Annotated in this window: 12 protein-coding genes; 4 read left to right on the top strand and 8 right to left on the bottom strand. The window is 51.3% G+C overall.

The annotated features are described in order from the left end of the window. The first annotated feature begins 32 nt into the window (after positions 1-32). The gene (locus tag JQ822_RS02250) at positions 33-1,316 is read left to right on the top strand and encodes a putative acyl-CoA thioester hydrolase (protein WP_213132098.1); all 1,284 of its coding nucleotides are present in this window, start codon (positions 33-35) and stop codon (positions 1,314-1,316) included. A gap of 53 nt (positions 1,317-1,369) precedes the next feature. Here JQ822_RS02250 and JQ822_RS02245 read toward each other — a convergent pair whose 3' ends face one another. The 3 genes from JQ822_RS02245 to JQ822_RS02235 form a co-directional block, all read right to left on the bottom strand. Then, positions 1,370-3,634 (bottom strand): hydratase, encoded by a 2,265-nt coding sequence (locus JQ822_RS02245; RefSeq protein ID WP_213132097.1) that lies wholly within the window; start codon positions 3,632-3,634, stop codon positions 1,370-1,372. A gap of 68 nt (positions 3,635-3,702) precedes the next feature. Beyond that, positions 3,703-5,136, bottom strand: coding sequence for an anion permease (locus tag JQ822_RS02240; protein ID WP_213132096.1), 1,434 nt, complete (start codon positions 5,134-5,136; stop codon positions 3,703-3,705). A gap of 73 nt (positions 5,137-5,209) precedes the next feature. Further along, positions 5,210-6,271: a 4-oxalomesaconate tautomerase gene (locus JQ822_RS02235; protein ID WP_213132095.1), complete on the bottom strand. Its 1,062-nt coding sequence runs from the start codon at positions 6,269-6,271 to the stop codon at positions 5,210-5,212. Between the two features lie 179 nt (positions 6,272-6,450). Here JQ822_RS02235 and JQ822_RS02230 point away from each other — a divergent pair, with 179 nt between their 5' ends. Beyond that, positions 6,451-7,404 (top strand): LysR family transcriptional regulator, encoded by a 954-nt coding sequence (locus JQ822_RS02230; RefSeq protein ID WP_213132094.1) that lies wholly within the window; start codon positions 6,451-6,453, stop codon positions 7,402-7,404. A 56-nt stretch (positions 7,405-7,460) separates the two neighbouring features. Here the strand turns inward: JQ822_RS02230 and pgl are convergent, their stop codons facing one another. Then, positions 7,461-8,456 (bottom strand): 6-phosphogluconolactonase, encoded by a 996-nt coding sequence (pgl, locus tag JQ822_RS02225; protein WP_213132093.1) that lies wholly within the window; start codon positions 8,454-8,456, stop codon positions 7,461-7,463. Between the two features lie 165 nt (positions 8,457-8,621). Here pgl and JQ822_RS02220 point away from each other — a divergent pair, with 165 nt between their 5' ends. Next, a complete protein-coding gene (locus JQ822_RS02220) occupies positions 8,622-9,440 on the top strand; it encodes a pyridoxal phosphatase (RefSeq protein ID WP_213132092.1) in 819 nt (272 codons plus the stop codon). Here the strand turns inward: JQ822_RS02220 and modC are convergent, their stop codons facing one another. The 4 genes from modC to JQ822_RS02200 form a co-directional block, all read right to left on the bottom strand. Continuing rightward, positions 9,441-10,499 carry a molybdenum ABC transporter ATP-binding protein ModC gene (modC, locus tag JQ822_RS02215; RefSeq protein ID WP_213132091.1) on the bottom strand — a complete coding sequence of 353 codons (1,059 nt, stop codon included), beginning with the start codon at positions 10,497-10,499 and terminating at the stop codon, positions 9,441-9,443. It lies immediately after the preceding gene. A gap of 2 nt (positions 10,500-10,501) precedes the next feature. Then, positions 10,502-11,191, bottom strand: a complete 690-nt coding sequence (gene modB, locus JQ822_RS02210) for a molybdate ABC transporter permease subunit (protein WP_213132090.1) — start codon at positions 11,189-11,191, stop codon at positions 10,502-10,504. Further along, positions 11,191-11,964 (bottom strand): molybdate ABC transporter substrate-binding protein, encoded by a 774-nt coding sequence (gene modA / locus JQ822_RS02205; protein ID WP_213132089.1) that lies wholly within the window; start codon positions 11,962-11,964, stop codon positions 11,191-11,193. Before modA ends, modB begins: the two co-directional genes overlap by 1 nt. Positions 11,965-12,178: 214 nt before the next feature. After that, positions 12,179-12,328 carry an AcrZ family multidrug efflux pump-associated protein gene (locus JQ822_RS02200; RefSeq protein WP_085047482.1) on the bottom strand — a complete coding sequence of 50 codons (150 nt, stop codon included), beginning with the start codon at positions 12,326-12,328 and terminating at the stop codon, positions 12,179-12,181. 128 nt (positions 12,329-12,456) lie between these two features. On the opposite strand from JQ822_RS02200, the gene modE reads away from it, so the two are divergent. Further along, positions 12,457-13,245, top strand: a complete 789-nt coding sequence (gene modE, locus JQ822_RS02195) for a molybdenum-dependent transcriptional regulator (RefSeq protein WP_213132088.1) — start codon at positions 12,457-12,459, stop codon at positions 13,243-13,245. Positions 13,246-13,287 lie beyond the last annotated feature (42 nt).

Here is a 13,287-nt window from a genome sequence, read left to right as displayed (position 1 = left end):
CAATGGATAACTTTCAAAGCCCGGAGCAACCTGTGAACATTTCATCAGTTTCCCGTCTGGCGCTGGCAATGGCTTTTGGCGTGACGCTGACCGCCTGTAGCTCTACGCCGCCCGATCAAATTCCTTCCGATCAGACCGCGCCAGGTACTTCCTCGCGCCCGATTTTGTCGGCCAATGAAGCGAAAAATTTCGTTGCTGCACACTATTTTTCAGCACTGACGCCAAACACCGCGCCGTGGAGTCCTTCTTCTATTTCTCTGCCCGCGCAGCCTGACTTTGTTGTCGGCCCGGCAGGAACTCAGGGCGTCACTCATACCACCATCCAGGCGGCAGTGGATGCGGCAATCATTAAGCGCACCAACAAACGTCAATATATTGCGATCATGCCGGGTGAATATCAGGGCACGGTCTATATCCCGGCAGCAACGGGAAGCCTGACGCTGTACGGAATGGGCGAAAAACCGCTTGATGTGAAAATTGGCCAGGCCATTGACGGTGACATGAACACCGCTGACTGGCGTCGTACGGTAAACCCTGGCGGTAAATACATGCCGGGCAAACCAGCGTGGTACATGTTTGATAATTGCCAGAACAAACGCGGCACCAACATTGGCGTGCTGTGTTCTGCGGTCGTCTGGTCGCAAAACAACGGGCTGCAACTGCAGAATCTGACCATCGAAAACAACCTCGGTGACAGCGTGGATGCGGGTAACCATCCAGCCGTAGCCCTGCGTACCGATGGCGATAAAGTGCAGATCAACAACGTCAATATCCTGGGTCGTCAGAACACCTTCTTCGTGACCAACAGTGGTGTACAAAACCGCCTGGAGAACGATCGTCAACCGCGTACGCTGGTGACGAACAGCTACATTGAAGGCGATGTGGATATCGTTTCCGGTCGCGGCGCAGTGGTATTCGAGAACACCGATTTCCGCGTCGTTAATTCACGCACACAGCAGGAAGCCTACGTGTTCGCACCGGCTACCCTGTCAAATATCTACTACGGTTTCCTTGCCGTTAACAGCCGCTTTACGGCTGCAGGTGATGGAGTAGCGCAGTTAGGCCGCTCGCTGGATGTCGATGCTAACACCAACGGTCAGGTGGTTATTCGCGATAGCGTGATTAACGAAGGCTTCAACATGGCCAAACCATGGGGTGACAGCGTGATCGCCAAACATCCGTTTACCGGCAACACCGGTGCGAAGGATGACAAAGGTGAAATCCAGCGTAACCTGAACGACACCAACTTTAACCGTATGTGGGAATACAACAACCGCGGTATCGGTAGCAAAGTGGTTGCCGAGCCGAAGCAGTAATCCCTGAGTAATAAAAGGTCGCCATATTTAAGCTGGCGACCTTTTTTATGCTGTTACACCAAACGCGATTTATTAAAGTTAATCAAACTCCCCGCTTTAATAATTTCACGCTCTTCCGTGGTCAGACTTTCCATATACAGGCTAATCTGACTGGCGCTGCCATTATCATGAAGGACGTACGCGGTTATCTCGCGACTGCATTCATCCAGCGCGCGGCGAATACCGGGAATATAGAGATAGTCCCCCACCTCGAAAGACGGCTTATCGACCATTTGCAGCGGTAACATCCCCCAGTTAATGACATTGGAACGGTAACGTTTGGTGGCATATTCCTCGGCGATATTTGCCAACCCGCCAATCACACGCTGACAGCTTGCCGCCTGCTCACGCGCTGAACCATCGCCAGGTTTGATGGCATAAACCAGGCTGCCAATCCCTGTTTCCAGCGGCTCAACATTTTCCTGACCGGCAATCTGGCGAATACGTTCAAAGATCGGGGCCAGTGCGTGGTTCACCTCACCAGCCCGCCGCTGTTTTTCCAGCTCAGCAGTGGCTTTACTTCTTCCCACATACTCTGGATCCCGGCGCGAAAGCGTAAACTCCGCCAGTCCTAAGGGATTGGAGCGATACGACGAGGTTTCCCCGGATGGGATCAGCTCGTCCGTTGTTGTTACCTCATCGAGTATTTTTGAGGCAACTTTCAGCAGAATATTGTCCGTCAGTGCGCCAAGCTCCGGCCAGTCTTTAATATTGGGTCCATAAATGAGCGGCTGCTGCGTGGCGCCTTTCACATAGCCCTGGTACACGCGACTTTTATAAGGTGCAGGGTCAAAAGTATAGGCAGGTATCTCATCCCAACAATCCAAATCGGTAGCCGGGGTCAGGAATCCGCCGTTTGCCGCCGTGGCGGCTATTGAACGCGCATCCATCAGCGCCACGGCTGACATTTGCCCGTTGCCCGGTTTCGAACCTTCGCGGTTAGGGAAATTACGTGTGGTATGGCGAATGCTCAACCCGTTATTGATTGGCGTATCACCCGCGCCGAAGCAGGGACCACAGAAGGCGGTTCTGATAATAGCGCCAGCGCCCAGTAAATCGGTGACAACACCTTTCTTCGCGAGATCCATAAACACCGGCTGTGAAGAAGGGTATACAGCAAGTGAGAAAGCATCGCTACCGCAGGACTGGCCGCGCAGCGCATTGGCGGCAGCAATCACGTTCTCATAGTTACCACCCGAGCATCCGGCAATGATTCCCTGCTGCACTTTTAAACGACCATTTTCAACTTTGTCGAGCAGTGAGAGACTGGCTTTCCCTTGCGCAATACGCGCAGATTCAATTTCTACATCCCGAAGAATATCCGTAAGATTCTCATTGAGCGTGTCAATCTCATAGACATTGCCGGGATGAAAAGGCAGCGCGATCATCGGCTTGATCGTGCTCAGTTCGACATAAATACACCCATCGTACCAGGCCATCGGCTGCGGGTTCAGCGGGCGATAGTCTTGCTCACGGCCGTGTAATGCCAGCCAACTGCGCGTCTCATCATCCGTTTGCCAGACGGAGCTCAGGCAGGTAGTTTCCGTCGTCATTACATCAACGCTGTTGCGAAAATCCGTGGAAAGATGCTCAATCCCAGGACCGACAAACTCCATCACTTTATTTTTGACGTAACCATTTTTAAAGACTGCGCCAATAATGGCTAACGCGACATCATGTGGCCCCACGCCAGGGGCCGGTTTACCGGCCAGATATACGGCAACAACGCCAGGATAATCGATATCCCAGGTATCGTTTAACAGCTGTTTGACCAGCTCACCGCCCCCTTCTCCCACAGCCATCGTGCCTAATGCACCGTAACGCGTATGGCTGTCTGAACCGAGGATCATTTTGCCGCCACCCGCCATCATTTCACGCATATATTGATGGATGACAGCAATATGTGGTGGCACAAAAATCCCGCCATAACGCTGCGCCGCTGACAGGCCAAACATATGATCGTCACCGTTAATGGTTCCGCCTACCGCGCATAATGAATTATGACAGTTAGTTAAAACATAAGGTAACGGGAAACGCTCCATGCCCGAGGCTTTAGCTGTCTGAATAATGCCAACAAAGGTAATATCGTGTGAAGCTAATGAATCAAACTTAATTTTAAGCTTATTCATATCTCCTGACGTATTGTGTGCAGAGAGAATCGACCAGGCGATCGTGCCTTTTTTCGCATCCTCTTTGTAGATATTTTCAGGCAAAGACTCCTCAGCGATAATTTCATTATTACCGGAGAGATAAATTCCCTTTTCATACAGCTTAATCATTTTATACTCCGTAGTCCTGCGCACACATATTTGCACAGTAAATAAATAATTTTAAATTGGCTTATGGTTTACAACATATTCCAGTCAATCAACATACTCCACCACCAGACACCCAACGTGATATGCACGATAAATGTCAGGAATGTGAGCATGCCGCCAACCAGCCACCATGATTTAATATCGTTATAGCCCACACCAAAAATAACCGGGCCCGCTGCACCACCATAATGCGTCACCATTCCGCCATACGAGTTGGAGAAGAGTAATGCCAGAGCGGTTAACATCAGTGGTGCACCGGAGACATTCGCTAACATGGCAAAGACTGGCATCATAGCCACAATATAAGCGCTACCGGAAGCGAAGAAATAGCGGACAATAATACTCAGGAATAAAATAACAAAGAAGGCCACATTGCCATGATTGTCAAAAGAGAGATTATTTTTGAAAAGTTCTGCCAGCCAGTCAAAAAACTTCACTTTCGATAATAAAGAACTCAGGCCGATAATGCCGCCGTACCAAATTAAGGTATTCCAGCCACCTTTATTTTTTACCACATCATCCCAGGTCACCACGCCCAGCAGGAGCATCGCCCCCATGACCACAATAGCCACCGTTGATTCATCAACGCCGAGGCTTTTACTGAAAATCCACCCTAATAGCGCAAGAACAAAAATGCCCAGCAGCATTTTTTCGCGCCCTTTCATCGGCCCCAAATCCTGCAGCCCGGCTTTAGCGATAGTTTTGTTATCCACCTTTTTAATTTCAGGTGGATACATAAAGTAGATAACTAACGGCGTGACCAACAGCATGACCAGTCCAGGCAGCGCCGCCGCGAGCGCCCATCCGCCCCAACTTAACTGCAGGTGGCAGATATCGTTAATCATTTTCAAGGCCAGAATGTTCCCTGCCATGGCGGTAAAAAACATATAGCTGGTGGTTTTGGTGACCATATAAACCGTCATCATCAGGTAATGGCCAACACGACGTGGGCTCCTGTCCGGCTCAGAGCCTAAGGCCACCGCCACGCTATTGATGATGGGCAGCACAATGCCTCCCGCTCGCGCGGTGTTAGAAGGCGTTGCAGGAGCCAAAACCAGGTCCAGAAAAACCGTGACGTAGCCCAGTCCCAGCGTGGTATTCCCAATTTTACCAATCAGAATATAGGCAATACGCTTGCCCAGACCCGTAGTCACAAACGCGGCGCTTAGCGTAAATGCAGAGAAAACCAGCCACGTCGTCCCTGAAGCATAACCGCTAAGTACGCTGCTGGTTTTCAGTACGCCATGACCTAAATTACCCACCACCACCATTGATGCCGCCACGGCAATTAACAGCACCACCGGTTCAGGAAAAGGTTTAATGACCAGGCCGACAATGGCGGCAAGATAAATACCGAAAAGAACCCAGGCCAGTTCCGTTAGTCCTGCTGGCGCGGGAATAAGGCCAATAATGCAGGGGATCGCCAATATAACGATTAGCTTCCATAATGATTTCACATTCATGTGGTATTCCTGATTTATGATACAGGCAATATCGCGAAATAAATCCAGTATTCGCGATGCACAACCGTTTTAATTAATGTTGTGCGGGAAGGTAAACCTCACCAGAAAATATTTTCCGGGCGGTACGAATAACCGAGGCGCGAATAGTAGAGGTATCATCACCCTCATTACTCAAATGAATATCGAGAGAACCACTGGGGTGTTCAATAGTGATATTTCCATACTCCGCTGATGATACCACCTGTTGAGTCACCGTCCCTGCAATCACACAACTGCTGGCAATGGCAATGGCTCCGGTGATTGCCAGCGCTTTATGGCAAGAATGAGGCATAAAATAGCGCACATTAACTGCACCACTATATTGAGGCGTTGAAATAAGGACAGGTTTAGGAATGACCTTATTGGTGACATCCCCCAGCCCCATGGCGAGTCCCGCCTGGAGGCGAATGGATTCTATGCGTGCTAATAATTTTGTATCCGCATCCAGGTCTTCCGGTAATTCATAACCGGTTTTCCCCAGATATTCAGCAGGAATAATCACGACTGGTGTTGCCATATCCATGCAGGTCACCGGAATAGAATCAAAACAATCACGATGATTGCCCGTTGGGAAAATACTTCCTGTTTTGGATCCCGCAGCATTCAGGAACGTTAATGCAACAGGGGCTGATGTTCCCGGTACGCCGTCTATTTTTACCGCGCCGTCATACTCAACAACGCCTTGCGGCGTCAGTACATCGGCATCAATATAGGTATTGGTGTTCACATTGCGGATACGTACGCGTGTCGTTGGCATTGTCGCGGCAATCAGTCCTTGTTCGATAGCAAATGCTCCGACGGCGGAAAGCATATTTCCACAGTTTGGCGTGGTATCAACACGTTGTTCATGAACCAAAACCTGAGCAAATAAATAATCGATATCGGCCTGGGGATCCTTTGAACGACTAATAATCGCCACTTTACTGGTTAGCGGATTACCCCCTCCAATACCATCAATTTCCAGCGCATTGCCGGATCCCATAATTTTCATCAATACATCATCACGCAGTTGTTTTTCTTCAGGTAGATGTTCTGCTAATAAAAATGCGCCTCTGGAGGTTCCTCCACGCATCATAACGCAAGGTATTTTTTTCACGACAAAGCCCTTAATTATATTATTCATACTAGGGACATGGTTACATGCGAAAAATATTGTGGCTAATGACTTTGTTGCCGCGATTAGTGACTTTTTTTTATTAATTTAATTTTAAGGATAGCAGGTAAACTGGCCGCTCTATCAGCAGAGGATGTCAGCTACTTTCGTCTGGAGTCGGAATGAAACATGAATTATCGGGAATGAAGGCATTTGTCACGTTGGCAGAGTCCAGTTCCTTTAACAATGCTGCTAAATTACTTAACATCACACAGCCTGCTTTAACGCGCAGAATTAAAAAAATGGAAGAGTATTTACACACTCAACTCTTTGAAAGAACAACCCGCAAAGTTACGTTAACAAAAGCGGGGAGAGTGTTATTACCTGAGGCCATGGAGTTAATTAGAAAACTGGATGAAACTCTTTTTAATGTTCGTGGAATGAATGCTTATCATCATGGGATAGTGACACTGTCCTGCATTCCTACAGCCGTTTTTTATTTTTTACCGCTGGCGATCGGAAAATTTAATGATCTATATCCCAACATTAAAGTAAAAATTCTTGAACAAGGGACGAGTAATTGTATGGAGTCCGTACTTTGCAACGAGGCTGACTTAGGTATAAATATGAGCGGCATCACAAATTCAGCTATCGACTTCACACCATTGGTGAATGAACCGTTTGTTCTGGCATGTCGGCGCGATCACCCACTCGCCAATAAGCAACTGGTTGAGTGGCAGGAATTGGTGAATTACAAACTGATCGGCGTTCGCTCATCAAGCGGCAATCGTCTGCTCATCGAACAAAATCTGGCGGATAAACCGTGGAAACTGGACTGGTTCTATGAAGTACGCCATCTCTCGACCTCACTGGGGCTGGTTGAGGCCGGCCTGGGCGTTTCGGCACTACCAGGCCTGGCGATGCCGCAAACATCGCACCCCACAATCACAGGGATCCCGCTGGTTGAGCCAGTTATCAGGCGTACATTGGGGATTATCCGGCGCAAGGATGCGGTTCTCTCGCCACCCGCTGAGCGTTTTTTCGCTCTGTTGTTGAATTTATGGGCCGACGATACAGACAATCTGTGGAGACCTATTTCTGGACTCCAGAAAGGCGTATTGCCTGATGCCAACTGATGTCTTATCAGGTCTACGAGCTCCGCTGCCATCGTAGACCTGATGAGTACCGATCTTTAGTACGCGTTAACCACTACCCACATCGGGCCTTGTCCGACCGCGTAACGACCTTTCTCCGTTAGCAGTCCCTGCTCGCCCGCAATCTCATACACCGCGATATGGTGCGATTTTTGCCCGGCGGCAATCAGGTATTTACCGCTGCCGTCAATATTAAAACCACGCGGCTGAGTTTCGGTAGGCTGGAAACCCTCTTTAGTTAGCACGCTACCGTCTTCTGACACGCTGAACACCGTAATCAGGCTGGCGGTGCGGTCGCAGGCGTACAGGTGGCGACCGTTCGGCGTGATGTGAATATCCGCCGCCCAACGGGTATCGGAGAAATCAGCAGGCATCATATCCAGCGTCTGCACACACTCAATTTTGCCGTACGGATCTTTCAGTTCCCAGACATCAACAGAACTGTTCAACTCATTCACGCAGTAGGCATACTGATGATTAGGATGGAACGCCATATGACGCGGTCCCGCGCCTTCAACGGTAGTCACCTCCGCCGGATCCTGCGCAACCAGATGGCCATCGTCGCTTAAGTCAAACAGGCAGATACGATCCTGCTTCAATGCGGGAACCCACAGCGTGCGGTTATCCGGCGAGATATTGGCCGAGTGACACCCGTCCAGACCTTCTACCACGTCCACTAACTCAACCGGCAGGCCATCCTCCAGACGCGTCACGCTCACGCTGCCTGCGTTGTACGATCCAACAAACACAAAACGCCCCTGATGATCGGTCGATATATGCGTCGGGCTACCCGGTAGCGCAGATTCCGCCGCAAAGGTCAGCGCACCGTCATCTGGCGCGATACGGTAGGCCAGCAAGCGAAACTCCGGGCGCACGCCAACATAGAGATAGCGCTTATCCGGGCTGACGACCATCGGTTGTACCTGACCCGGCACATCAACCACCTGCGTCAGCGTCAGTGAACCGTCGTGATTCAGGCTCCAGACGTGGATTTGCTGACTTTCAGGGCTGGCGGTATAAACGGTTTGCTTCATGAATACTCCTTTGCTTTTTGGCAGGTGGCTGCAATTGCCTGACACACGCCTAAGGTAGACGCTTTTAACGGTGAATGCTTAATTAAGACTCAGAATTTTGTCCGACTGCCGACTCGGTGTACCATTCCAGCAGACAAAATTCTCAACCTTAATCTGGAATAACTGATGACCACTCGCGTGATTGCCCTGGATTTAGACGGTACCCTGTTAACCCCGAAAAAAACCTTGCTGCCCTCTTCTCTCGAAGCGCTCTCACGCGCCAGAGAAGCCGGTTATCAACTTATCATTGTCACGGGTCGCCATCACGTTGCTATTCATCCTTTTTATCAGGCACTGGCGCTGGATACACCTGCAATTTGCTGCAATGGCACCTACTTGTATGATTATCAGGCAAAAAAGGTACTGGAATCCGATCCCCTTCCTGTGGACCAAGCATTACAGCTGATCGATCTGCTGGAGGCGCATCAGATCCACGGTCTGATGTATGTGGATGACGCGATGCTGTATGAGCGCCCAACCGGGCATGTGGTACGCACCGCGAACTGGGCGCAAACCCTGCCGCCGGAACAGCGCCCGACCTTTACTCAGGTACCGTCGCTGGCGCAGGCCGCACATGATGTTGATGCCGTGTGGAAATTTGCCCTGACCGACGAAGACATCCCGAAACTGCAGCAGTTTGGAAAACATGTTGAGCAACAGCTGGGGCTGGAGTGCGAGTGGTCCTGGCACGATCAGGTCGACGTGGCCCGCAAAGGCAACAGCAAAGGGCGTCGCCTGACCCAGTGGATTGAAACGCAAGGCGGGTCAATGGAGAATGTTATCGCCTTTGGCGACAACTTTAACGATATCAGCATGCTGGAAGCCGCAGGTATCGGCGTCGCGATGGGGAATGCGGACGACGCGGTAAAAGCCCGCGCCAACATCGTGATTGGTGACAACACCACCGACAGCATCGCGAAATTTATCTACTCTCACCTGCTGTAATCAGGCAGTAATCGACACGCTCTTAATTTGTGCGTACAGCCACAGGCCAGGTTTGATACCCAACTCATCCCTGGCCCACGGGCTGATCCTCGCCCACAGCGTTTTCCCACCAACCTCAAGCTGCACTTCCACCTGTCCATTGTCGTCATAGCACTGCGCGACCTTTGCCCGCAACACGTTGCGAATACTGGTCTGCTGCGGCGGCTGCAATACCAGCGAAACATCGGATGCCTGAATACGAATACGCAGCGCGGTTTGCAGCGGCTGTTCCAGCTTATTGACCCACAAATGCTGATCGCCGAGCGCCAGCGCGGTCATCGCATAGTGTGGGTGATGTTCCAGCACGCTGACTTTCAGAATGCTGCTTTGCTGCTCTTTCGGCAGCCAGGGATGCATCACGCTGCTGCCCCAGACATCCTCCAGCGAACCAAACGCTTTCACCTGTCCATTTTCCAGCACCATCACTTTGTCTGCCAGGTGCAAAATTTCATCGAGCGAGTGGCTGACGTACAGCATAGGGATGTTGATCTCGCGCGCCAGGCGTTGCAGATAAGGCAGCAGTTCACGCTTACGCGGTATATCCAGCGACGCCAGCGGCTCATCGAGTAGCATCAGCTCTGGTGCGGTAAGCAGCGCCCTACCAATGGCTACGCGCTGCTTTTCACCTCCGGAAAGACTACCGGGCAGACGGTCAAGCAGCGGCTCAATACCCAGCAACGCCACCAGCTTATCAAATTGTCCGGCCATGCTTTTCGCCATACCGTAGCGCAGATTACCGCGTACTTTATAATGCGGGAACAGCCGCGCATCCTGAAAAACATAACCTACACGACGTTTTTCAGGCGTTAAGCAAATACCGTTTTCAACGTCGTTTAATACCCGACCATTGAGCACAATGCGCCCGGACTGTGGCCTGGTCAGGCCGCTGATGGCGTTAATTAGCGAGGTTTTACCCGCGCCGGAAACGCCAAAAATCGCGGTGATCCCACTGGCAGGCAGCGTTTCGTTGAGCGTCAGACAGTGCGCGCCTAACGTCTGGGAGAAATTAAGTTCCAGCATGATTATCGCCCCGTCCGCTCGCGGCTGATGCGCGCCAGCCACTCAGAAATCAGCAGAGAAATTAACGCCAGCACAATAGAGATAATACAAAGCCTTGCCGCCGCGCTTTCGCCGCCCGGGGTCTGGATCAGGGTGTACATCGCCGAAGGGATGGTGCGGGTTTCGCCAGGAATATTGGAAACGAAGGTAATCGTCGCGCCGAACTCGCCAAGCGAGCGGGCGAACGCCAGCACCGTGCCGACGATAATGCCCGGCAGCATTAGCGGTAAGGTGATGGTCAGGAATACGCGCCAGCGACCGGCCCCCAGCGTGCGGGCGGCCTGCTCCAGCTTGACGTCTACGCCTTCGAGCGCCAGACGGATGGCCCGCACCATGAGCGGGAAAGACATCACCGCCGCAGCCAGAACCGCGCCGCGCCAGCTAAAAGCAAACGTAATTCCAAACCAGTCGTACAGCCATTCGCCGATGAATCCGCGCCGCCCCATGGCAACTAACAGCAGATAGCCGACCACCACCGGAGGCAGAACCAGCGGCAAATGCAGCACGCTGTCGAGCAGTGCTTTACCTGGAAACTTGCAACGCACAAGTAGCCAGGCAAAGAAGATCCCAAACGGCAGGCTAAACAACACGGCCAGGGAAGAAACTTTCAGGCTCAGTATAACGGCCTGCCATTCAGGATCGCTGAGTATCATTACTTGGTCGTAAATCCATAACGTTTAAAGATTTCAGCAGCCTGCGGTCCTTTCAGGTAATCATAGAACGCGCTGACCGTTGCGTTAGAGTGCCCATCAACAATTGCGATGGGGTATTCCACTTTTTTGTGTGAATCTTCCGGGAAAGTCGCGACAACTTTAACACCTTTGCTGGCTACAGCATCGGAACCATAGACGATCCCCAGCGGCGCTTCATTACGCTCTACCAATGCCAGAGCACCGCGTACGTCTTCAGCAGGAGCCAGTTTCGGCGCCAGGGTATCCCATGCACCCAATTTTTGCAGTGCTTCCTTAGCATAAATGCCCGCCGGAACATGTTCCGGGTCGCCGACCGCCAGACGCCCGCCGTTCAACAGACTGGTCCAGTTGGTTTTACTGTCGATGGCAAACTCTTTCTGCTCGCTCGCTTTCGGCGCTACAACCACCAGGCTGTTACCGAGCAACGTTTTACGCGATGCAGTATCGATAGATTTTTTGTCTACCGCATAATCCATCCATTTCTGATCGGCAGAAATAAACAGATCGGCCGGTGCGCCCGCTTCAATCTGGCGAGCCAGCGTAGAAGAAGAGGCAAAAGAGGAGACGACATCCACGTTCTTCTCTTTTTTATACTGTGCGGCAATGTCCTGCATCGCGTTAGTCAGCGAAGCCGCGGCAAACACCGTGATTTTGCCTTCATCCGCCAATGCATGTCCGGCAACAGAAAGAGAGAGTGTTGCCCCTGCAAACAAGCGTAACCATGTACGTGCCATCTGTAACTCCTTTGAGTTTCGTTATGTAGGCGCAAATATAACGAGTTAATCAGGATTTTCCCAGTGGTTATTGATACCAATTAGAGGTTACACAGAGAAAATATCGGCAGGGAAAGCAGGATCTTGAGAAACTATCGCCAGAGATACACGGACAGGAAGGCTAAAAATATAAACGCCCGCTTGAGCGGGCGTTTGGAGAATCCGTTTTGGGGAATCAATGATTCTGCTTGGACTGGTCTTTCTGACCGATACCGGAAAAAATGTTGAACACTTCACCCAGTCCGTAAATCAGCCCCAGAATGATGGCCATGACCACAGGAACCATGATTACGGCGAATACCAGACTTTTCAATAACTCTAACATGATCAACTCCAGATATAGTCCTTGGTGTATTTTAACCCCATAACGCAGAATTGCACTCCCCTTTTGTGCGGTCGGCTTTGCGCGCGCGCGGTTTTCCGTCACAATATCCTTTTTACCAGGAGCTTGATATGCAGGCCGAAATCCTTCTTACCCTGAAACTTCAGCAAAAGCTATTTGCCGATCCCCGCCGCATTTCGCTACTTAAGCACATTGCGCTTTCCGGCTCTATCAGTCAGGGCGCGAAGGATGCAGGTATCAGTTATAAAAGCGCCTGGGACGCCATTAACGAGATGAACCAGCTCAGTGAGCAGACGCTGGTAGAACGTGCCACCGGCGGTAAAGGCGGTGGCGGTGCGGTATTAACCCGCTACGGTCAACGCCTGATCCAACTGTATGATTTACTCGCACAAATTCAACAAAAAGCCTTTGATGTCCTGAGCGACGACGATGCGCTGCCGCTGAATAGTTTGCTGGCGGCCATCTCCCGTTTTTCACTGCAAACCAGCGCCCGTAACCAGTGGTTTGGCACGATTACCGCACGCGACCACGATCAGGTCCAACAACATGTCGACGTCCTGCTGGCCGATGGCGAAACGCGGTTGAAAGTGGCGATTACCGCACAGAGCGGTGAGCGTCTGGGTCTTGATGAAGGCAAAGAAGTATTGATTCTGTTGAAAGCGCCGTGGGTGGGAATTACCCAGGACGATGCTATCGCTCAGGCCGCCGATAACCAGTTGCAAGGAACAATCAGCCACATCGAACGCGGTGCGGAACAGTGCGAAGTGTTAATGGCGCTGCCAGATGGCCAGACGCTGTGCGCCACGGTTCCGTCTGACGACGCTGCGACGTTACAGGAAGGCGCTAACGTCACCGCTTTTTTCAACGCTGACAGAGTGATTATCGCCACGTTGTGTTGAGTCGATTGACATCGGCTTGCAGAACACGTATCCCTGTTATTC

The organism is Citrobacter sp. FP75, assembly GCF_018342065.1.
Lineage (GTDB): Bacteria > Pseudomonadota > Gammaproteobacteria > Enterobacterales > Enterobacteriaceae > Citrobacter.
Note: the sequence above shows the minus strand (reverse complement) of the source record. Positions and strands in the feature narration are given on the sequence as shown.